Genomic DNA, 20,658 nt, shown 5'->3' on the forward strand with positions numbered 1-20,658 from the left:
GGCAGTACGCCAGGCTTGGATATTTCGTGTAATCCAGTACTCTGGCGGCGCTTGTCAGTTTTTTGTCTTTAATCCAGGATGCCAGACAGTAGCACTCGGATGTGCCTGATTAGAAGTCGATTTCGGCGTAGTCGGTGGTATCCCGCCGACTCTCTTTGAGGCCTTGGGAGGTTGATTGTCCGCGCTCGACGAACCCTTGCGGCTGGTGCTGCTGGCTGAAACCCCAGAGTGGCCCGAGCTATTGCGCGAGCGGCTAGGCGCCTTGGGCAGTATCTTCCCGCTGATCACCGCGCCCTCGTGGGCGGCGGCCAGCAGCTTGTTCGATACCCCGATCAATGGCCTGCTGCTGACCACCGAGGCGCGTCGGCCAGCGGCAGGAGTCTGTCCGCTACCCATCATCCTGCTGCTCGAAGAGGAGCCTGCCGAGGCCCCTGCGGGGGTCTGCGACTGGCTGGTACGTGACGTGCTCAGCGTCGATGTGCTGCGTCGCTGCCTGCGCTATGTGCGCGAGCAGGGTCGTCTGCAAGAAACCCTGCAGCGCCTGGCCGAACAGGATGCATTGACCGGCATCGCCAATCGGCAGGGCTTCCAGACGCTGCTGGCGGCCCGTCTGGCCGAATGCCAGGGACGCGGCGTGGCACTCGCGCACCTCGATCTGGACAATTTCCGGCATGCCAACGATGCCCTCGGCCACCAGGCCGGCGATCACTTGATCCGGCAAGTGGTGACCCGGCTCAAGGCGCAGTTGCAGGCTGGGGATCAGGTCGCCCGGCTGGGCAGTGACGAGTTTGCCTTGCTGCTCGATGTGCGCAGCGATCCGCAGCGTGCGCCGCGTCTGGTCGAGCGCATTACCGAAGCCCTGGCCGAACCCTACTGGGTCGACGGTGAGAGTCTGTTGATCGGTTGCAGCATTGGCGTGGCCTACGTGCGTGCCGATGGGGGCGCTGACTCGCTGATGTGGCATGCGCATATCGCCATGCGGCAAGCCAAGAGCCAGCAAGGCTGCACCTTCCATGTCTTCGACGAACGCACCGGTCGCGGCACGCGCAGCCAGGCCGAGCTGGAAACTGAGCTGCGCCGGGCGCTGCGGCGCGACGAGCTCGAGCTGCATTATCAGCCGCGCCTGTGTTTGCAGACGGGGCGCATTGTTGGCCTCGAAGCGCTGGTGCGCTGGCGTCACCGTGAGCGCGGCCTGCTGGCGCCTAACGAGTTTGTGCCCCTGGCCGAAGAAAGCGGCCTGATCGTGCCGCTCGGCTACTGGGTGATCTCCCGGGCCCTGCGCGATATGCAATGGTTGCGCGGGCGCGGTCTGCCGGCGCTGCACATGGCGGTCAACCTGTCGTTCCGCCAGTTTCAGGACAGTCAGCTGTTGCCGACGCTCAGCCGCTTGATCGCAGAGCGTGGCGTCGATGCGCGCTGGCTGGAGTTCGAGTTGACCGAGACTGCGGTGATGCGCCGCAGTGATCAGGTGCAGCAGACCATGCTGGCGCTCGGTCGCCTGGGTGTGCGCTTTTCCCTGGACGATTTCGGTACTGGCTTCTCCTCCTTCGTCCACCTCAGCAGCTTGCCGATAGCCCTGTTGAAAATCGACAAGAGCTTCGTCGGCGACATGCACGAGCGTCCAGAGAGTCGCCAGTTGGTGCGGGCGATGATCAATCTGGCGCATAACCTCAATCTGGAGGTGGTCGGCGAAGGCGTGGAAAACGCCGAACAGCTGGCCCTGTTGCGCGAGTTTGGCTGCGACCAGGTGCAGGGCTACCTGATCAGCAAGGCGATGCCGTTGAACGAGTTGGCGCGTTTCCTGGTGTTCGGGATGCGTCAACCGTTGTCAGGACTGCTCGGCCCCTAGGGGCGGACGGCGATCCGACAGGCAGGTTGCCCGCCCTGGCTGCAGCAGCCGGGCGGTCTTCCACTCGAAGCCCAGGGTCAGCCCGATGGCGGCGCAGGCCAGGCCGCTGGCCAAGCCCCACCACACCCCTTGCGCGCCCCAGCCCAGTGGGAAGGCCAGGATCCAGGCCAGCGGCGCGCCGATCAGCCAGTAGCAGCCGAGGCCGACGACGAAGGTGGTCTTGGCGTCCTTGAGGCCGCGAATCGCGCCCATGGCGATGCTCTGGATGCCGTCGAAAAACTCGAACCAGGCGGCGATCGCCAGCAGGCTTGTCGCCAGGGCTGTGACCTTGGCATAGGCCGGGTCGAGACGGTCAAGAAACAAGCCCACCACCCACTGCGGCGCCAGCCAGAACAGCGCGGCGAAGCCGAGCATGCACGCGGCGCCGATGCCGATGCCCAGGCGTCCGGCACGACGTGCTTCGAGCAGGCGGCCGGCGCCGAAATGCTGGCCGATGCGGAAGGTCACCGCGTAGGACAAGCCCACCGGCACCATGAAGGCCACATACACCGACATGATCGCGATCTGGTGCGCGGCGAGTTGCAGGCTGCCGAGGGCGCCCATGCACAGCGCGGCGAAGGCGAACAAGCCGGACTCCACGGCATAGGTGCCGCCAATCGGCAGGCCCAGGCGCAACAGCTCTTGCAGCTCGCGCCAGGCCGGACGCAGCAGGCCGCACCACAGCGGGTAGTCGGCATAGGCGCGGTGGCGCAGTACATGCCAGGCCAGCAGCAGGGCCATGGCATTCATCACCAGCGCGGTAACCAGGCCGATGCCGGCCAGGCCCAGGTGGGGCAGGCCGAACCAGCCCTTGATCAGTGCGTAGTTGAGCACCCCGTTGGCCAGCGCGCCGCCAATGCTGATGGCCATCACCGGACCGGGGCGGCCGATCGCGGCGGTAAAGCCGCGCAGCGCCATAAAGGTCATATAGCCGGGCAGGGCGAAGACCAGGGTGGCGAGAAACAGCATGGCGGCTGTGACGTTATCCGCCGACTGGCCGGCATACAGCAGCGCCGGTTGCAGATGCCACAGGGCCACCCCGGCCAGCAAGGCCAGGCCCCAGCCCAGCCACAGGCCGTTCTGGGTCAGGCGGGTGACGCCCGCGCTATCGCCGGCACCGTGGCGGATGGCCACCAGGTTGCCGACCGCGGCGATCACCCCGACGCAGAAGATCGACACGAAGGCATAGCTGGCCGCGCCCAAGCCGCCACCGGCCAGGGCCTGCGGGCCGAGCAAACCCATCATCACGGTGTCGGTAAAGACCATGAGGACATGCGCCAGCTGGGCGGCGATCAGGGGGCCGGCCAGGCGCAGGATGGCGCTGAGTTCGTTGCGAAGGGCATGCGGCATGATGAGTCAGGCTCAGTAAGAGGGCTTGCCTGGGCTGTCCTGGCGAGCGGAGAATGCCGCCATTCTCGGGAGTCTTCAGCACTCGCACAAAAGGAAAATAACCATGTCAGGCATGATTAATACTCATGGATAAAAGCCGTCGTTTGGCGCCGTTGTACGCCTTGCGTGCCTTCGAGGCGGCGGCCCGGCATGGCTCCTTCACCCGCGCCGGCGAGGAGTTGGCGATCACCCAGAGCGCGGTGAGCCGGCATGTGCGCACGCTGGAAGAGCACTTCGCCTGCCGCCTGTTCGAACGCCGCGGTCGCAGCCTAGAGTTGACCGAGCCGGCGCGCATGCTGCTGCCCGGGCTGCGTGACGGCTTCGATGCCCTGGAACGTGCCTGCACCAGCCTGCGCGCCGACGATGCAATCCTGCGCCTGAAGGCGCCCTCGACCCTGACCATGCGCTGGCTGCTGGCGCGCCTGTCGCGCTTTCGTTTGCACAACGCCGATATCGAGGTGCAGCTGACCAGCGCCTGGATGGACGTCGACAAGGTGGACTTCCAGCGCGAGCCCTTCGATTGCGCGGTGTTGCTGGGCAATGGCGAATTCCCGGAGGAGTGGGGCAGCACCCTGCTGTTCGCCGAATGGCTGATCCCGGTCTGCGCGCCCGAGGCAGCCGAGGATGGGGCCTGGGATCTGGCGCGGCTGCAGGGCGCCGAACTGCTGCACCCGACCCCGGACCGGCGCGATTGGCGCCAATGGCTGCAAGCCATGGGCCTGGCCGAGCAGGTGCCGCTGAAGGGCGGTCAGGTGTTCGACACCCTGGAGCTGGGCATGGTCGCCGCCGCGCGTGGCTACGGCGTGTCGATCGGCGATCTGGTGCTGGTCGCCGAGGATGTCGAGCAGGGGCGCCTGGGCCTGCCCTGGCCCTGCGCGGTGCCCAGCGGCTGCAGCTACTACCTGGTCTGGCCCAGGGCGCGGCGTGGTCAGGAGCGCTACTTGCGCTTGCGCGATTATCTGGTCGACGAAGTGGCGGCGATGCGTTTGCCAGAGGTGCAGCGGCGCGGCTGATGGCCCTTGCGGACACGGCGGCCTCAGCCTTGCGGATGACCGCGGTACTGCAGCGCCTCGGCCAGGTGGTTGCGGGTGATCTGCTCGACCTGTTCGAGGTCGGCCAGGGTGCGCGCCACCTTGAGCACCCGGTGCGCCGCGCGCAGGGACAGGCCGAGGCGTTCGCAGGCGCTTTCCAGCCAGCCCTGATCGGCGGCGTGCAGGCCACAGTGCTGGCGCAGGCCGGGCAGGTCGAGAAAGGCATTGGCCACGCCTTGGCGCAGGATTTGCCGTTGCCGGGCGCGTGCCACCAGGGCGGCCGCAGTAGCCGTGTCGGCGCCGTCGCTGGGGGGCACATGCAGGGCGGTGGCCTCGCGCGCCACCGTGACATGCAGGTCGATGCGGTCGAGCAGGGGCCCGGAGAGCTTGCCGCGGTAGCGCTGGATCTGTTCGCTGCTGCAGCGGCAGCGGCCGCTGGGGTCGCCGAGAAAGCCGCAGGGGCAGGGGTTCATGGCCGCGACCAGCTGGAAGCGCGCCGGGAAGCGCACCTTGTCGCGGGCCCGGGCGATGACGATCTGCCCGCTTTCCAGGGGTTCGCGCAGCACCTCCAGGACCTTGCGGTCGAACTCGGGCAGTTCATCCAGGAACAACACGCCCTGATGGGCCAAGGTGATTTCCCCGGGTTGCGGGCGACTGCCGCCGCCGACCAAGGCCGGGCCGGAGGCACTGTGATGGGGGTTGCGGAAGGGCCGCTGGGGCCAGGCATCCAGAGGGGTGTGGCTGGCCACCGAATGGATGGCGGCAACTTCCAGCGCCTCCTGCTCGTCCAGGGGTGGCAGCAGGCCGGGCAGACGGCTGGCCAGCAGGGTCTTGCCGGTGCCGGGAGGGCCGCTCAGCAGCAGGTTGTGCGAGCCGGCGGCCGCGACCAGTAGGGCGCGCTTGGCGGCGACTTGCCCCTGCACTTCGGCGAGGTCGGGATAGGGTCGGCTGCGGTGCAGCAAGCCCAAGGACTGATAGGGCGCGATTGGCGCTTGGCCATTGAGGTGCGCGGCCAGTTCGAGCAAGTGTTCCACGGCGATCACCACCAGCCCTGAGGCCAGGCTGGCTTCCTCGGCATTGGCTTTGGGCACCACTAAGGTGCGTCCGGCGGCGCGGGCCGCTAGGGCGGCGGGCAATACGCCCCGTACTGGACGTACGGCGCCGGATAAGGCCAATTCACCCAGGCACTCGAGCTGTTCCAGGGCACCGCTTGGCACCTGGCCGCTGGCGGCGAGAATTCCCAGGGCGATGGCCAGGTCGAAGCGTCCGCCATCCTTGGGCAGGTCGGCTGGGGCCAGGTTCAGGGTGATGCGTCGCGGCGGAAAATCGAAGGCGGAGTTGAGGATGGCACTGCGCACCCGATCCTTGCTTTCCTTGACCGCGGTCTCGGGCAGGCCGACCAGCGCAAGCGACGGCAAACCATTGGCCAGGTGCGCCTCGACGGTGACGGCGGGCGCTTCGACGCCGACTTGGGCGCGACTGTGGACTATGGCCAGGGACATCGATCACTCCTTGATCGTCAGCCGTGCGAGCGGGTTACTCGGTCGGCGGTGTAGCGGCTTGCGCGGTGGCTCGTTCCAGCTCGGCAACCTTGGCCTCCAGTGCTTCGAGGCGGGCACGGGTGCGGGCGAGGACCGCCATCTGGCTGTCAAACTCTTCGCGGCTGACCAGATCGAGCTTGCTGAAACCGCTCTGCAGCAAGGCCTTGAACTGGGCTTCGAATTCGCTGCGGGGTAGCGGCGTTTCGCCGTTGAACAGACGCGAAGCGTGGGAGCTGAGTGCATCGAGCAGGGCTTTGGGCGGCAACATGGCGGGGTTCCAGGATCAGACGGCGGCAGTGTAGCACGCAGTCTCGCTTTGGGCCGGTGCGCTCAGAGCTGCACACTTTTTGCGCATGGGTGGTTGCATAGGTGCACCGATATCGAGCACTGATCGCCTGTCGAGGCTATGCCTGGTGCCGGTGATTTATGTTAACCATCTGAAATAAATAGACTTTATGCGATATGGCAAGCTTTCTGCTTAGTCGACTGTGACGAATGCACCGATGCAGTTCCGGTGCGTTAGGCGAAGCGAGATGTGTTTCGTCAGGAGCGGTTGGTGGGTATCGCTGTTGTCCCCTGGGGCGAGCGATACATTACAAAAGCCAGACACAGCGCTTAGACTTGAGCCGGGTTCGTAATTCCTGGGGCAAGTCCACCTTACACGGGAGAAAGTTTCATGAAGCTAGTCACTGCCATCATCAAGCCGTTCAAGCTGGACGACGTCCGTGAGTCACTGTCGGAAATCGGCGTGCAGGGCATTACCGTAACCGAGGTCAAGGGCTTCGGTCGGCAAAAGGGTCACACCGAGTTGTACCGCGGCGCTGAATACGTGGTCGATTTTCTACCCAAGGTAAAGATTGACGTGGCCATCGCTGATGACCAGTTGGATCGCGTCATCGAGGCCATCACCAAGGCCGCCAACACCGGCAAGATCGGTGACGGCAAGATTTTCGTTGTAAACCTGGAACAGGCGATTCGCATCCGTACCGGCGAAACCGATACCGACGCAATCTAACTAAGCCCGCGAACCCCCCACGCCCCAGGAGTACCCCCAATGACTCTGCGAAAAATCGCAGGGCTAGGAGCCCTTTTGTCTCTCGTTCCTGGCTTTGCCATGGCCGACGAGGCAGTTCTAAATGGCGGCGACACGGCTTGGATGCTAGTCGCGACTGTCCTGGTGCTGTTCATGACCATTCCGGGGCTGGCCCTGTTCTATGCCGGCATGGTGCGGTCGAAGAACGTCCTGTCGGTGCTGATGCAGTGCTTTGCTATCACCGGTCTGATCAGCGTGATCTGGGTCGTCTACGGATACAGCCTGGCCTTTGACACCACCGGCATGGAGCAGGGGGTGGTCAATTTCAATTCCTTCGTCGGCGGCCTGTCGCATGCCTTTCTCGCTGGCCTGACCAGTGACAGCCTGGTGGCAGGCATTCCGGAAAGTGTGTTCGTCACCTTCCAGATGACCTTCGCCATCATCACCCCGGCCCTGATCGTCGGCGCCTTCGCTGAACGCATGAAGTTCTCGGCCATGCTGGTGTTCATGATTGTCTGGTTCACCATCGTCTATGCCCCCATGGCGCATATGGTGTGGGGCGGTGACGGTGCACTGTTGTGGGACTGGGGCGTACTGGATTTCGCCGGTGGCACTGTGGTGCATATCAACGCCGGTATCGCCGGTCTGGTGGCCTGTCTGGTGCTGGGCAAGCGTAAAGGCTTTCCAACGACCGCAATGCCGCCGCATAACCTCGGTTACACCCTGATCGGCGCCAGCATGCTCTGGGTCGGCTGGTTCGGCTTCAACGCCGGTTCGGCCCTGGCTGCCAACGGTACCGCCGGCATGGCCATGCTGGTGACGCAGATCGCCACGGCGACGGCGGCACTGAGCTGGATGTTTGCCGAGTGGATCACCCACCGCAAGCCCAGCGTGCTGGGCATTGCCTCCGGTGCGGTGGCGGGCCTGGTGGCCATAACTCCAGCGTCCGGTACTGCCGGACCGATGGGGGCGCTGGTCATCGGCCTGGCGTCGGGGGTGATCTGTTTCTTCTGCGCGACCAGCCTGAAACGCAAATTCGGCTATGACGACTCCTTGGATGTCTTCGGCGTGCATGCCGTGGGCGGCATCGTTGGCGCCATTCTCACCGGGGCCTTTGCTGCGCCGGCGTTGGGTGGCTTCGGCACAGTGGAGAATATCCCCGCGCAGTTGTGGGTGCAGTTCGAGGGCGTGGCCTTCACGGTGGTCTATACCGCGGTGCTGACCTTCGTAATTCTGAAAGTGATCGACCTAGTAATGGGCCTGCGTGTCAGTGACGAGGAAGAGACGGTCGGTCTCGATCTCGCCCTGCACAACGAGCGTGGCTACAACCTGTAAGCACACGGAGTGCGCCCGGAGCCAACCCCGGGCGCCTTAACCGAACAGCGCTATAAAAGCGCGCCGGCAAGAGGTGAACCATGGATAACACAGCATTGACTGCACTGCAGTACGGCTTCGATACCTTCTACTTTTTGATTTGCGGTGCTCTGGTGATGTGGATGGCAGCGGGTTTTGCCATGCTCGAAGCCGGCCTGGTAAGGGCGAAGAACACCACCGAAATCCTCACCAAGAACATCGCCCTGTATGCAGTCGCCAGCGTCATGTACCTGGTGATCGGCTACCACATCATGTACTCCAGTCCGGCAGGCGGCATCCTGCCAAGCCTGGGCTTCCTGCTCGGTGACGAGAACAGCGTCGAGGCGGTTCTTGGTGGGGGTGACGATGCGCCCTACTACTCGGTTCGTTCGGACTTCTTCTTCCAGGTGGTGTTTGCCGCAACCTGTATGTCGATCGTCTCCGGTGCCGTGGCCGAGCGCATGAAACTGTGGGCCTTCCTGGCGTTCGCCGTGGTCATGACCGGTTTCATCTACCCGGTGCAGGGCTTCTGGAAATGGGGTTCGGGCTTCCTCAACGAAGCCGGTTTCCTTGATTTCGCCGGTTCCGGCGTGGTGCACATGGCGGGTGCTACCGCTGCCCTGGCTGGCGTGCTGCTGCTCGGTGCACGTAAAGGCAAGTACGGCGCCAATGGCCAGGTCAACGCCATTCCAGGCTCCAATCTGCCAATGGCAACCCTCGGCGCCTTTATCCTGTGGATGGGCTGGTTCGGCTTCAACGGTGGTTCGCAGCTGAAGATGAGCACCATCGAAGATGCCAACGCCGTGGCCAACGTGTTCGTCAACACCAACATGGCCGCCGCCGGTGGTCTGATCGTCGCCCTGATCGTGGCGCGCGTCCTGTTCGGCAAGGCTGACCTGACCATGGCGTTGAATGGTGCGCTGGCTGGCCTGGTGGCGATCACGGCCGAGCCGCTGACCCCGACGGCCCTGCAAGCGACCCTGATCGGTGGCGTGGGTGGCGTCCTGGTGGTGTTCTCTATCCTCGCTCTGGACAAACTCAAGCTCGATGATCCCGTCGGCGCCATCTCGGTGCATGGCGTGGTCGGCATCTGGGGCCTGCTGGCGGTGTGCCTGACCAACGGCGACGCGAGCCTGAGTGCCCAGCTGCTGGGTATCGGCTGCATCTTCGCCTGGGTGTTCATCGCCAGCTTGATCGTCTGGTCGATCCTCAAGCTGGTGATCGGTCTGCGGGTCAGCGAAGAGGAAGAGTACGAGGGCGTGGATATCGCCGAATGCGGTATGGAAGCTTATCCGGAATTCACTAAAAGCTGATTGCCGATGATTTAGAACAAGGGCGCCTAAAGGCGCCCTTTGTTTTTTCTGACAGCGCGCTAGAATGCGCGCCGATAAGTACTGTTATGCGAGGGCTGTGGTACTTGTCCGGACCAGCGTGAGAAACGGCTGGGGGGCTTTGCCCGGTAAGGTCATTTGAATTTTCCGGCGACGTGCGAAAGCTTGCGTTGCTGGGCTATAACTAACCTGCTTTTCGCAAGTCATGAGGTTGAACATGAGCGACGAAGATCTGGAACAAGACGAGCTCGACGGGGCTGACGAGGACAGTGGCGCTGAAATGGCTGCCGCCGATGACGTCGACAGCGGTGACGACGACGGCGACGAAGTCGTCAGCACGGGCAAGAGCAAGGCCAAGGCCAAGGCGGCGGTCAGTGTTGAAGAGCTGCCGAGCATCGAAGCCAAGCAGAAGGACCGCGATGCCTTGGCGCGCGCCATGGAAGACTATCTGGCGCGCGGTGGCAAGGTGCAGGAGGTCGAGCCCAATGTGGTTTCCGACCCACCGAAGAAGCCTGACAGCAAATACGGCAGCCGTCCTATCTAAGGCGCTTGCCGGCCCGGCCTATACCCAGCTATGCAGCAGCGCTGGCAATTCGGCCAGGCTGCGGATTTCGCCATCGGCGCGCTTGTCACCTTCCCAGGCTTTGTCCTGCGGGTTGAACCAGATCGCCCGCAGGCCAGCCGCCTGGGCGCCGGCGATATCGTCGCTGGGGTGGTCGCCGATATGCACGGCGTGCTGCGCGGCAACGCCCGCACGCTTGAGTGCTTCCTGAAAGGGCTTGGGATCGGGTTTGCCGACCCCGAGTTCTTCCGCGCACAGGGCGAACTGGAAGTAGTCGGCCAGGCCCAGGCGGCGTACATCGGCATTGCCGTTGGTAATCACCCCGAGCTGGAAGCGATTGGCCAGGGTCTCCAGGGTCGGGTGTACTTCGGCGAACAGCTCGACCTGATGGCGTGCAGCGAGAAACACCTGGAAGCCACATTCGGCTAGCGCCACGGCTTCGCTGGGCGGGTAGCCGGCGCCAGCCAGGGCATCGTGGAGAATGCGCCGGCGCAGTTCGCTGAGGCGATGCTTGAGCGATGGTTCGGCGTGTAGCAGGCGCGCGCGAATCGTCCACAGGTGTTCGACCGGCACCGCGCCCAGGCGTGGCGCATGCAGCGCCAGCCAGTTACGCAGCGTCGCTTCGGCGTCCAGCATCACCGGGGTCACGTCCCACAGGGTGTCGTCGAGGTCGAAGGTAATCAACTTGATGGTCATTCGCTGCTGCCTTTGCGTTTGGCCCGTGGGTGGGCCTGGTCATACACCGTGGCCAGGTGCTGGAAGTCCAGGTGCGTATAGACCTGGGTGGTGGCGATATCGGCATGCCCGAGCAGTTCCTGCACCGCGCGCAAGTCCTGCGAGGACTCCAGCATATGGCTGGCGAAGGAATGGCGCAGCATGTGCGGGTGCAGATTCTGCCCGAGTTCGCGCACCCCGGCCTGACGCACGCGCAGTTGCACCGCGCGCGGGCCGAGCCGGCGACCTTGCTGGCTGATGAATACCGCGCCATCCCCCGGGTTGGCCATGGCACGCAAGGGTAGCCACTGTTCCAGGGCCTGGCGCGCCATGCGCCCGACCGGCAATTCGCGGGTCTTGTTGCCCTTGCCCAGTACCCGCACCAGGCCGTCGCCCAGGTCCAGGTTGTCGAGGTTCAGACCGACCAGCTCGGACAGGCGCAGGCCGGAGGAATAGAACAGCTCGAGCATGGCCTGATCGCGGCGCGCGATGAAGTCGTCCTCGATCGCGCCGTCGAGTAGCTGGGCAGTGCGGTCGGCATCCAGGGTTTTCGGCAGGCGCTGCTCGCCTTTCGGCGGGGTCAGGCCGCTGGCCGGATCGTTCTGGCAATGGCCTTCGCGGATCAGGTAGCGGTACAGGCCGCGCGTGGCCGAAAGCAGGCGAGCCAGGCTGCGGCTGGACTGGCCCTCGAGATTGAGGCGGGCGATCAGCCGACGCAGGCGCGGGGTGTCCAGTGCGGCCCATGCCGCGATCTGCTCGCGCTCGCAGAAGGCGAGAAGTTTGCTCAGGTCGCGGCTGTAGCCGTCGAGGGTGTGCCGGGAGACCTGGCGCTCGCTGCGCAGGTGTTCGAGGTAGGCGTCAAGAGCAGCTTCAAGCTTCAAGCGGCGAGCTCCGTAGGATGGGTCGGGCCGCGCAGGTTAGCGGCGCATGGCGCTAGATTTACGCGCCAGGTATTAAGCGTGCGCCGCGTAACCCATCCTACGTTTAGCGTACCGAACGCAGTGGCGTGGCGAAGCGCGGCAGGACCCGGGCCAGGACTTCGGCGATATAGCCGAGGAACAGGGTGCCCAGGGAGCTCTTGTAGTGCTGCGGGTCGACACTGCCTATCGCCAGCACGCCATGCAGGCCCTGGTAGGACAACGCAACCACCGCTGCCGAGCCGACCTGCTTGGCTGCACTTTCGCCGAACAGGAAGTTCAGTTCATGCTCGCGCAACACACCGCAGATGGTCTTACCGCCGGCCAGCAGGCCGCCGATGGCCTGATGCGCTTCCGCGCTGCTGACCGAGCGGCCGACCGCTAGCGGCGACTCGCTGAACAGGATCAGGCTGACGAAGGGCACCTGGAACTGGTGACGCAGGCTGTCTTCCACGGTGATGACCACCTCTTCGAGGCTGGTGGCATCGAGCAGGTCGAGCACCAGGCGACGAGTCTTGTCGAACAGGCGGTCGTTGTCGCGGGCCACATCCATCAACTGCGAGAGGCGGTGGCGCATCTCGATATTGCGCTCGCGCAACAGCTTCACCTGGCGCTCGACCAGCGAGATGGTATCGCCGCGCTGGTGCGGAATGCGCAACTCGGGAATCAATTCGTCGTGGTCGACGAAGAACTCCGGGTGCAGGCGCAAGTAGTCAGCCACCCTAGCCGAGTCGAGCTCGAGTGGTTCGGGCGAATCCTGTTGATCGGTCATAGGCGAACTTGTCCTTCGTACACGCGCATGGCGGGTCCGGTCATCATAACGGGCTGGCCTGCGCCTGCCCACTCGATGAGCAACTTGCCGCCGGGCAGTTCGAGTTGCACCGGCGAGTCCATCCAGCCTTGGCCAATTGCCGCCACTGCTGCCGCGCAGGCTCCGGTGCCGCAGGCCTGGGTCTCGCCAGCGCCGCGCTCCCATACGCGCAGCCTGGCATGCTGGCGGTCGATGATTTGCAGGAAACCGACATTGACCCGCTGCGGAAAGCGCGGATGGTGTTCCAGTTTCGACCCCAGCTCATGTACCGGTGCATCGTCGACGTTGTCGACGCGCAGCACGGCATGCGGGTTGCCCATGGACACGGCGGCCAGTTCGAGCGCCTGGCCCTCGACCTCGACGCAGTAGCTCAAGGCTTGCTGATCGGCCTGGAAGGGGATTTGCGCCGGCTCCAGGCGCGGCGCGCCCATGTTCACGCGGATCTGGCCGTCGGCGCGCACGTCAAGTTCGATGATGCCGCCCTTGGTTTCAACGCGGATCTGCTTCTTCATCGTCAGCCGCTTGTCCAGCACGAAGCGGGCGAAGCAGCGGGCACCATTGCCGCACTGCTCCACTTCCGAGCCGTCGGCGTTGAAGATGCGGTAGCGGAAGTCGACGTCCGGATTGCTCGGTGGCTCCACCAGCAGCAGTTGATCGAAGCCGACGCCGGTGTGGCGATCGCCCCACTGCTTGGCGTTCTTAGGCTGGATATGCGCGTGCTGGCTGACCAGGTCGAGGACCATGAAGTCGTTGCCGAGGCCGTGCATCTTGGTAAAGCGCAATAACATCAGGGTGCCCTTATGGTGCTGGCGGCAGCTGGCTTTCGCCCGCAAAGAGTTCGCTGAGGCTCTCGCGCCGGCGCACTTCGAAGGCCTGATCGCCATCTACCATCACCTCGGCGGCGCGGCCGCGGGTGTTGTAGTTGGAGCTCATGACGAAGCCGTAGGCGCCCGCCGAACACACGGCCAGCAGGTCGCCCTCGGCCAGTGCCAGGTCGCGATCCTTGGCCAGGAAGTCACCGGTCTCGCAGATTGGTCCGACAATGTCGTAATTGCGCGTCGCGCCATCGCGCGGCTGCACCGCCACCACGTCCATCCAGGCCTGGTACAGCGCCGGGCGGATCAGGTCGTTCATCGCCGCGTCGACGATGGCGAAATCCTTGTGCTCGGTGTGCTTGAGGTATTCGACCTGGGTCAGCAGTACGCCGGCATTGGCGACGATCGAGCGACCCGGCTCGAACACCAGGGCCAGCTCGCGGCCGGCAATGCGCTCGCGAACGGCGGCGATGTAGTCGCCGGCCAAGGGAGGCTGCTCGTCACGGTATTGCACGCCGAGGCCGCCACCCAAATCCAGGTGCTTGATGCGAATACCATCGGCGGCGAGCTGATCAATCAGGGCGAGCAAGCGATCGAGGGCATCGAGGAAGGGCGGCAGCGTGGTCAGTTGCGAGCCGATATGGCAATCGACACCAACAACCTGCAAATTCGACAAGGCCGCGGCGCGGGCATATACGGCCGGTGCGTCGGCGATGGCGATGCCGAACTTGTTCTCTTTCAAACCGGTGGAAATATACGGGTGAGTGCCCGCATCGACATCCGGATTAACCCGCAGCGAAATCGCCGCAGTTGTGTTCAGCTCGGCGGCGACCAATTGCAGGCGCTCGAGCTCATCGGTGGACTCGACGTTGAAGCAGTGCACGCCCACTTCCAGAGCACGACGCATGTCGTCACGGCTCTTGCCGACACCGGAGAAGACGATCCTGCTCGCGTCGCCACCGGCGGCCAGCACACGCTCCAGTTCGCCACGCGAGACGATGTCGAAGCCGGCGCCGAGGCGCGCCAGCACATTTAACACACCGATATTGGAGTTGGCTTTTACCGCAAAGCAGACCAGGTGCGGCATGCCCTGCAGGGCATCGGCATAGGCGCGGTACTGCGCCTCGATGTGCGCACGCGAGTAGACGTAGGTCGGCGTACCGAAGCGTTGGGCGATGGCGGACAGGGCCACGCCCTCCGCGAACAGCATACCGTCGCGGTAGTTGAAGGCGTTCATGAGCTGTCCCTATTCGGTATGTGCGGGCGCGGGCTTGCTGTCTTCCGGCAGGAACAGCGGGCCTTTCTGGCCACAGCCGCTCAGCAAGGTGCTGACGGCGACAAGAGCGATAAGGGCAGTAAACAGCCGCTTCATGGTGAAGTCCTTGTAATAAAGCATGATTGCGCCGGAGTATACCGGCCCCCCGACGCCTTGCCTATGCGCCAGGATTCCCGTCCGACGGGGCTTTACCCGCCTCCTGGGAGAGGTGCGGATCATGCGCATCGAGCAAGGTATACTGCGCGTCTTCGCCTGCTCGTCCCGCTATGCTGGCCTTGCGAAGCAACCTTCGAGCACTACGTTGCGCCCGGTTCAGCCGCTCCCGTCTGGCCATCGTGCGCAACCGTGTCCCAGAGCGCCTGGTACTTTCTGCACCACCTGAATTTTTCGAGGACATCCGCAATGAGTTTGACCGAAGCCCGCTTTCACGATCTGGTCGATACCGTACAGCAAGCGGTGGAAGACATTTTCGATGACTGCGACCTGGATCTCGACCTGGAAAACTCGGCGGGTGTATTGACCGTACGTTTCGAGAATGGCACGCAGCTGATCTTCAGTCGTCAGGAGCCGATTCGTCAGTTGTGGCTGGCGGCCCGTTCCGGCGGTTTCCACTTCGACTACGATGAGGCCAGCGAGCGCTGGATTTGCGACAGCAGCGATGAGCTGCTGGGTGAAATGCTCGCACGCATCACCCTGGAGCAATCTGGAGCCAACCTTGAGTTTGAAGAGCTCTGAGTCAGCTGGCGCTGCGCCCGCCGAGCCGCTAATCGCCTCGCCGTGTGTGCGGCAGTGCTGCCTGGATCAGCGAGATATGTGCCTGGGTTGTGGCCGTTTACTCAACGAGATTCTCGAATGGGGCAGTGCCGATCATTCGCGTCGCCGGGTTATTTGCCATGCTGCCCGGGCGCGTTTGCCGCAGCGTCAGGGCTGATCGGCCGGCCTTGTTTATTTAAATGGCTGTGATACGGTCGACCCGACTTGCGCAAAACCCCGTCTCTAGCAGACGGGGTTTTGCTTTTTAAGCACTCAGTAAAGGAGAGTTGAGCTGACCATGTCCAGTGCACCGTCAATTACCATTACCCGTCTCGATTTGCAGCGGTTGGAACGTTTGCTCGACAGCCTGGAGGAGTTCGGCCCGGGCGCTGTCGCCCTGCAGGCCGAGCTGGATCGGGCCGACGTGATTGGCCACGACCAAGTGCCGGCAGGAGTGGTGACCATGAACTCGCGGGTGCATTGTCGCGAAGAAAGCAGCGGCAAGGACTATCACCTGACCCTGGTATACCCACAGGACGCCGGCAAAGAAGGCTGTGTATCGATTCTCGCGCCAGTGGGCAGCGCGCTGCTTGGGCTGAGTGTCGGCCAGCATATCGACTGGATCGCGCCCAGTGGCAAGGCGTTGAAACTGACCCTGCTGGCCGTGGAATACCAGCCGGAAGCGGCCGGCGAATACAGCCGCTGAACTGCTGTTCGGCAGACCTTGGCTGCGGGCCAGTCAGCCTGCTCAGGCTTTTTGCAGCGCCGCATTGAGGGCTGCTTCCAGGCGGGCCTTGTAACGCAGGTAGTGAATGGTCTGGGCGCGCCCATCGCCGAGCACGGCCGACAGGTCGAGGTCGGTGATGTAGCACGGGTAACGCTCGCCGTCGCGGCGTTGGGCAAGGATATGCCGGGCCACGGCGGCGAACAGGTTGCCGGCATATTCCAGTTCGGAAAATTCGCGGTGGTTGCAATACAGGGTCACGTTGGCGCGTTTGCCTTCGACTGGTTCGACAATCGCCTGCACGTCGTAGAAGGGATGGCTCACCGGCGCTTGCGGCGGCGCGCGCAGTTCCACCTGGCGGGCCCGCAGCGGCGCTGCCGGAAGCACTTCGTAATACAGCACCTCCAGTGCGGTCGACGGCGCTGGACTGTCCAGCGGCAGCAAGGCATTGCGCCGGTACAGCAGCGATTGCAGGAAGCGCTGCAGCGGCGTAAGCAGGCTTTGCTCGTCGCGAAACGGCATGCTCTGCCGCCACAGTGCGTTGTGTTCGTCGAGCAGGGTCAGTTCGGCCAGCTCGCTGTTTTCGTGACGACGGTAGAACACCTGGATGCATTCGGGGCGGCCGAGCGGCAGGATCAAGGCCAGGTCGTCACCTTCCAGCGCGTTGCGGTCAAGGTGTAGCCGGCTGTAGCCCGGTTGCTCCTTGCCGAGCTGCTCGAGCAGCGCCGGCATGTCGGTCAGGGCGGTGTGGCTGACCTGGCCCGGCGTCAGTTCGAGCAGGTGGTAGTGCTGCTTGATTTGCAGCAAGTAGCGGTTGTGCTGCGTCCCCGCGAAGTTGTTCAGGGTGTCGCGAAACAACTCCTCGACCCGCTCGGCGATGGTCGCGGCGCGGTTGCGGCAGAAGCAGCGCACCTGCAGGTTGGCTTTGCTGTCGCCGGCCGGCAGGCTGTTGAGAAAGTCGCGCAGGCAGTCGAGCAGCGCATGGGGGCCGTCATAGTGGCTGACCAGCAGTTCGTTCCAGCTGTTCAGGCTGACCTGGTCGATGGTCAGGATCAGGTTCTCGCGTACCCCGGAATAACCCAGGGCATCGATTCGTCCGGTGGTCATGTGCACGTTCATCTGGCTGTGCTGCTTGAGCGGGTCGATCCCGACATTGACCAGCAACAGCACGGCGCCGGGTACGCTGGCGCGTAACAGTGCGCGTTCCTCGATCGCTGGCAGCGGCAGCGGCACCGCCTGTTGCAGGCTGGCGAGCAGATTGGACAGCTCGAACTCAGTCAGGTCGCTGTCGCCAGGATGCAGTGACAGCCGCGTGCTGCTGTCGATCACGCCATTGCGGTGGCACCAGGCGAGCAGCTCCACCAGTTCACGAGCGCGCTTGAGCGGGGCAAAATCCGCCCATTCCTGGGCGCCGAGGCTGCCGTTGAATACGGCCCACTGATCATCCTCGCTGATTTCGGTCTTGGCTACCCGGACCAGCGTGAGGGTGTCCTCGCCCAGGTCTGGGGCGATGCCGGGATTGATGAATTCGATCTTGCCGGCCTTGCGCTCGAAGGCGGCATACAGGCGCCGACCCAGCACGCCGAGGTCGCGACTGTTGAGCGAGCTGCCCGCCTGGGCGTCGCGGGCGAACTGGGAGAGGAAGCGGTAGCTGTAGGTCAGTTCGTTGACCAGGGCGCGGCGCTCGGCGCTGACCTGGCGCACCTTCCACTGGCTGCGGCTGTCGAGCATCGCCAGCTGTCGGCTGTCCCAGTTCCAGTCGCTGGTCAGGCGCTCGAGCAGCAGGCGTTGCCAGCTTTTGTGGCGGTCGCGCGACGGCCGGCTGAGTTTCTTATTGATCTTCAGGTACAGGCAGCGGCGGATCAGCTCCAGCCGCTCGGTTTCTCCGCGTCCGCTCAGGTATTCCTCCAGGCGGCGGTACACCACGATGTAAGGATCGAGTTCGTCGAGGTCGAGGCGATTGCAGAAGACCGCTTGCTTGAAGCGCAGCGACAGGCATTGCACTTGGGGGTGTTCGCTGGCGTAGACCTCGGTGAGCAGCAACTTGAGCACCGATTTGTACGGCGACTCGATGCCCTTGAACAGCTGCCACATGCCCGCGCCGATGAATTCGCTCGGAGGGATCTGCGCCAGATGGCCAAGGTCAAGCACCTCTTCGGCGCGGATGAAGCGCTTGCTCAGAAGGATGTCGATGTAAGCGTGGTAGCGCTGCTCCTCGTACACCGGTACCAGCCACCAGAGCGGGGTGCGCCCGGCCAGCCAGATCGCCGTGCGGTAGAACTCGTCGAGTAACAGGTAGTGCTGAGTGGTACCGCAGTCGTCCGAGGTCAGCCGCGCCTCGCGGTCGCCGACGGTAAAGCGCACCGGGTCGACCAGGAAGAAATGTGCTTCGGCGCCCTGGGTCGCCGCCCAGGCCTCCAACTGGTCGCACTTCTTGCGCAGTTCGGCGATTTCCTGGGTACTGAGATCGGTCGCGTGACAGACCCACAGGTCCATATCGCTTTGCTCGGCCTGGGCCACGGTGCCCAGGCTGCCCATCAGGAACAGCCCGTGCAGTGGCAGTGCGCTGTTGCCGCGGCGCGCCTTGTAGGCGAACGAGCGGGTCAGTCGCTGCGCTTCGGCGAGCAGCTCGTCGCCCGGCTCGAAGCCGCTCAGCCCGGCGGGTGTCAGCCCTGAGACATAGCCCGGCAGCAGCGGATGATTGACGTGAAACAATAGTGGCAGCAGCTTCAGGACCAGCTGCTGGCGCGTCGACAGTGCCTGCATGGCGCGCTGCAGGCGGCCGGCATTGACCTTGAGAAAGCGTGCGCGCAGTTGAGCCAGCACCTTGCGGTCGATGCCGTCATCGATATCCGGGCGAATTTCCTGGGTACGGCTCATGCGCAGGCTCGGCGGGCAATGCGCCAAGACGGTCGGTCGTGGCGAGGTGCAGGTCGGAGTGCCACAGCGCCCACGCCATTGCCCGCTGGCGCGGGCGGCGCGGGGCGTGCCGGCGGGTCAGGCGGTTTCTGTCACATTGAGAATGGTCAGCAAGACTTGCGCGTGCTCGGCTGCATCCAGTCCCAGGCTGGTCAGGTAACCGCCATCGTCCTGGGTGACCAGGCCTTTGGCATGCAGGCGTTTGGCCGCCGCAATCGCTTGCGGGGCGGCAACATGGTGAACCTTGAGGCCTTCCTGGGTGTTGTCCAGGTTATACAGGGCGAGAAGATCCAGTTCGGCAACCAGCTCAGGGGTAAAAGACATAAGTGCTCCAGGCTCTTGTAAACAGGGGCCGGGCAGCGCTTGTGCCCGACTGGTTGAGCCCGCGTGAATGAAACGAGGCGCGGGTGTGTGCAGTGTAGCGAGACGCGAGGCTGTGCGCAGGACTAAGCGACTGGCGTCAGGGCATTTCTTTTGGTAACTCCGGCAGTGCGCGCAGGGCTTGCTCGTAGGCCGCACCATCGAATGGCCGATCTGCGTCGAGCATGGCCTTGATCTCGTGGGCCAGCACCATCGCCATCAGCTGCAGGATTTCTTCCCGCTCGTAGCCGACCAGGCTCAACTTGTTCAGGGTCGCCAGGGCGGCAGGTGGCTCTGCGGCCTCGATCTGATTCTCGATGGCCTGGATCAGCGCTGCTTCGGTAAAGGCTTCGTCTTCGTTTTCGTCGTGTTCGCTCATGGCTGGCTTATCCGTGGATTGAGCGTGCAGTGTGCCAGCGTGACCGCGCCCGCGCCATTCACTGCTCTGATACGGCTGGCTGGGATAGTGTGCCAAGGGCTATAACTCTCACTATTCATCCACTGGCCTGGAGCCTGGCAGAATGTTCAAACTATACGGATTCGCCGTTAGCAACTACTTCAACATGGTCAAGCTGGCCCTGCTCGAGAAGGGGTTGGAGTTCGAGGAAGTCACGGTCTTCGGCAACCAGAGCGAGGAGTTTCTCGCCATCAGCCCGCGCGGCAAGGTGCCGGCGCTGGGTGTCGAGCAGGGTTTCATCAACGAGACCAGTGCGATCCTCGACTACCTGGAAGAGGTCGGTGGCGGCAAGGCCCTGCTGCCGTCGGAGCCCTTCGCCCGCGCCCAGGTGCGCGCGCTGATGAAGGAGATCGAGCTGTATATCGAGTTGCCCGCGCGGATCGGCTATCCAGAAGCCTTCTTCGGTGCGGAGATTTCCACCGCCTTGAAAGGCAAGTGCAAGGCCGAGCTGCTGGCCGGGATCGACACGCTCAAGCGTCACGCCAGCTTTAGCCCCTATGTGGCGGGCGACAGCTTCAGCCTGGCCGATATCTACTTCCTCTACAGTATCGACCTGGCGTGTGGGGTGGCGAAGAAACTGTTCGGTCTCGATCTGCTGGTCGACTTCCCGCAGGCTCAGGAACTGCTCGGGCTGCTCAAGCAGAACCCGCACGTCAAACGCATCGCCGCGGATAAAGACGCGGCGATGGCGGCCTTCATCGCTATGGCGCAGGCCAAGGCCAAAGGCTGAGAAAAACGCTCGTGCCAGCGCTCGATATGGCTGAGCCCTCTGAGCTCAGGCGGC

Annotated in this window: 22 protein-coding genes; 10 read left to right on the forward strand and 12 right to left on the reverse strand. The window is 63.9% G+C overall.

Going from position 1 to position 20,658, the window contains the following annotated elements:
* Nucleotides 1-175 precede the first annotated feature (175 nt).
* Entirely contained in the window at nucleotides 176-1,849 is a 1,674-nt protein-coding gene (locus PH586_RS11550; RefSeq protein ID WP_271347900.1) for a putative bifunctional diguanylate cyclase/phosphodiesterase, read from the forward strand.
* On the opposite strand, the gene PH586_RS11555 is transcribed toward PH586_RS11550, so the two are convergent.
* Nucleotides 1,829-3,238, reverse strand: coding sequence for a NorM family multidrug efflux MATE transporter (locus PH586_RS11555; RefSeq protein WP_271347901.1), 1,410 nt, complete (start codon nucleotides 3,236-3,238; stop codon nucleotides 1,829-1,831). The two genes, PH586_RS11550 and PH586_RS11555, sit on opposite strands and share 21 nt — an antisense overlap.
* A gap of 125 nt (nucleotides 3,239-3,363) precedes the next feature.
* On the opposite strand from PH586_RS11555, the gene PH586_RS11560 reads away from it, so the two are divergent.
* Complete coding sequence (locus PH586_RS11560; protein WP_271347902.1) at nucleotides 3,364-4,290, forward strand: LysR substrate-binding domain-containing protein; 927 nt, start codon at nucleotides 3,364-3,366, stop codon at nucleotides 4,288-4,290.
* A 23-nt stretch (nucleotides 4,291-4,313) separates the two neighbouring features.
* Here the strand turns inward: PH586_RS11560 and PH586_RS11565 are convergent, their stop codons facing one another.
* Together PH586_RS11565 and PH586_RS11570 are read right to left on the reverse strand one after the other, a co-directional pair.
* Nucleotides 4,314-5,810, reverse strand: coding sequence for a YifB family Mg chelatase-like AAA ATPase (locus PH586_RS11565; RefSeq protein ID WP_271347903.1), 1,497 nt, complete (start codon nucleotides 5,808-5,810; stop codon nucleotides 4,314-4,316).
* Between the two features lie 34 nt (nucleotides 5,811-5,844).
* Nucleotides 5,845-6,117 carry an accessory factor UbiK family protein gene (locus PH586_RS11570; protein ID WP_271347904.1) on the reverse strand — a complete coding sequence of 91 codons (273 nt, stop codon included), beginning with the start codon at nucleotides 6,115-6,117 and terminating at the stop codon, nucleotides 5,845-5,847.
* Nucleotides 6,118-6,525: 408 nt separating this feature from the next.
* On the opposite strand from PH586_RS11570, the gene glnK reads away from it, so the two are divergent.
* The 4 genes from glnK to sutA all read left to right on the forward strand — a co-directional run bounded on the left by glnK (nucleotide 6,526) and on the right by sutA (nucleotide 10,110).
* Nucleotides 6,526-6,864 (forward strand): P-II family nitrogen regulator, encoded by a 339-nt coding sequence (gene glnK / locus PH586_RS11575; RefSeq protein WP_003096476.1) that lies wholly within the window; start codon nucleotides 6,526-6,528, stop codon nucleotides 6,862-6,864.
* 39 nt (nucleotides 6,865-6,903) lie between these two features.
* Entirely contained in the window at nucleotides 6,904-8,217 is a 1,314-nt protein-coding gene (locus tag PH586_RS11580; RefSeq protein ID WP_271347905.1) for an ammonium transporter, read from the forward strand.
* Nucleotides 8,218-8,297: 80 nt separating this feature from the next.
* Nucleotides 8,298-9,548 (forward strand): ammonium transporter, encoded by a 1,251-nt coding sequence (locus PH586_RS11585; RefSeq protein ID WP_271347906.1) that lies wholly within the window; start codon nucleotides 8,298-8,300, stop codon nucleotides 9,546-9,548.
* A gap of 235 nt (nucleotides 9,549-9,783) precedes the next feature.
* Nucleotides 9,784-10,110, forward strand: coding sequence for a transcriptional regulator SutA (gene sutA / locus PH586_RS11590; protein ID WP_271347907.1), 327 nt, complete (start codon nucleotides 9,784-9,786; stop codon nucleotides 10,108-10,110).
* An 18-nt stretch (nucleotides 10,111-10,128) separates the two neighbouring features.
* On the opposite strand, the gene PH586_RS11595 is transcribed toward sutA, so the two are convergent.
* The 6 genes from PH586_RS11595 to lptM form a co-directional block, all read right to left on the reverse strand.
* Entirely contained in the window at nucleotides 10,129-10,824 is a 696-nt protein-coding gene (locus PH586_RS11595) for an HAD family hydrolase (RefSeq protein ID WP_271347908.1), read from the reverse strand.
* Nucleotides 10,821-11,723 carry a tyrosine recombinase XerC gene (gene xerC, locus PH586_RS11600; RefSeq protein ID WP_271347909.1) on the reverse strand — a complete coding sequence of 301 codons (903 nt, stop codon included), beginning with the start codon at nucleotides 11,721-11,723 and terminating at the stop codon, nucleotides 10,821-10,823. The genes PH586_RS11595 and xerC overlap by 4 nt, the downstream gene beginning before the upstream one ends.
* A 103-nt stretch (nucleotides 11,724-11,826) precedes the next feature.
* Nucleotides 11,827-12,531: a DUF484 family protein gene (locus tag PH586_RS11605; protein ID WP_271347910.1), complete on the reverse strand. Its 705-nt coding sequence runs from the start codon at nucleotides 12,529-12,531 to the stop codon at nucleotides 11,827-11,829.
* Entirely contained in the window at nucleotides 12,528-13,358 is an 831-nt protein-coding gene (gene dapF / locus PH586_RS11610; protein ID WP_271347911.1) for a diaminopimelate epimerase, read from the reverse strand. Before dapF ends, PH586_RS11605 begins: the two co-directional genes overlap by 4 nt.
* A 10-nt stretch (nucleotides 13,359-13,368) precedes the next feature.
* A complete protein-coding gene (gene lysA / locus PH586_RS11615; RefSeq protein ID WP_271347912.1) occupies nucleotides 13,369-14,622 on the reverse strand; it encodes a diaminopimelate decarboxylase in 1,254 nt (417 codons plus the stop codon).
* Nucleotides 14,623-14,631: 9 nt separating this feature from the next.
* On the reverse strand, nucleotides 14,632-14,757 hold the full coding sequence (gene lptM, locus PH586_RS11620) for an LPS translocon maturation chaperone LptM (RefSeq protein ID WP_333908326.1): 126 nt from the start codon (nucleotides 14,755-14,757) through the stop codon (nucleotides 14,632-14,634).
* Nucleotides 14,758-15,063: 306 nt separating this feature from the next.
* Between lptM and cyaY the strand changes: the two genes are divergently transcribed.
* The 3 genes from cyaY to rnk all read left to right on the forward strand — a co-directional run bounded on the left by cyaY (nucleotide 15,064) and on the right by rnk (nucleotide 16,120).
* Nucleotides 15,064-15,396 carry an iron donor protein CyaY gene (cyaY, locus tag PH586_RS11625; RefSeq protein ID WP_238040680.1) on the forward strand — a complete coding sequence of 111 codons (333 nt, stop codon included), beginning with the start codon at nucleotides 15,064-15,066 and terminating at the stop codon, nucleotides 15,394-15,396.
* Nucleotides 15,320-15,592 carry a DUF1289 domain-containing protein gene (locus tag PH586_RS23705; protein WP_408636844.1) on the forward strand — a complete coding sequence of 91 codons (273 nt, stop codon included), beginning with the start codon at nucleotides 15,320-15,322 and terminating at the stop codon, nucleotides 15,590-15,592. Before cyaY ends, PH586_RS23705 begins: the two co-directional genes overlap by 77 nt.
* A gap of 120 nt (nucleotides 15,593-15,712) precedes the next feature.
* The gene (rnk, locus tag PH586_RS11635; protein WP_271347914.1) at nucleotides 15,713-16,120 is read left to right on the forward strand and encodes a nucleoside diphosphate kinase regulator; all 408 of its coding nucleotides are present in this window, start codon (nucleotides 15,713-15,715) and stop codon (nucleotides 16,118-16,120) included.
* A gap of 42 nt (nucleotides 16,121-16,162) precedes the next feature.
* Here rnk and PH586_RS11640 read toward each other — a convergent pair whose 3' ends face one another.
* From PH586_RS11640 to PH586_RS11650, 3 genes are all read right to left on the reverse strand, one after another.
* Nucleotides 16,163-19,018 (reverse strand): class I adenylate cyclase, encoded by a 2,856-nt coding sequence (locus PH586_RS11640; RefSeq protein WP_271347915.1) that lies wholly within the window; start codon nucleotides 19,016-19,018, stop codon nucleotides 16,163-16,165.
* Between the two features lie 117 nt (nucleotides 19,019-19,135).
* Nucleotides 19,136-19,381: a TIGR02647 family protein gene (locus tag PH586_RS11645; RefSeq protein WP_271347916.1), complete on the reverse strand. Its 246-nt coding sequence runs from the start codon at nucleotides 19,379-19,381 to the stop codon at nucleotides 19,136-19,138.
* A gap of 136 nt (nucleotides 19,382-19,517) precedes the next feature.
* Entirely contained in the window at nucleotides 19,518-19,796 is a 279-nt protein-coding gene (locus PH586_RS11650) for a hypothetical protein (RefSeq protein WP_271347917.1), read from the reverse strand.
* A gap of 142 nt (nucleotides 19,797-19,938) precedes the next feature.
* Between PH586_RS11650 and PH586_RS11655 the strand changes: the two genes are divergently transcribed.
* Nucleotides 19,939-20,604, forward strand: coding sequence for a glutathione S-transferase family protein (locus tag PH586_RS11655; RefSeq protein WP_271347918.1), 666 nt, complete (start codon nucleotides 19,939-19,941; stop codon nucleotides 20,602-20,604).
* Nucleotides 20,605-20,658 lie beyond the last annotated feature (54 nt).

The organism is Pseudomonas aestuarii (assembly GCF_027988105.1).
In the GTDB taxonomy this organism is placed as follows: Bacteria; Pseudomonadota; Gammaproteobacteria; order Pseudomonadales; family Pseudomonadaceae; genus Aquipseudomonas; species Aquipseudomonas aestuarii.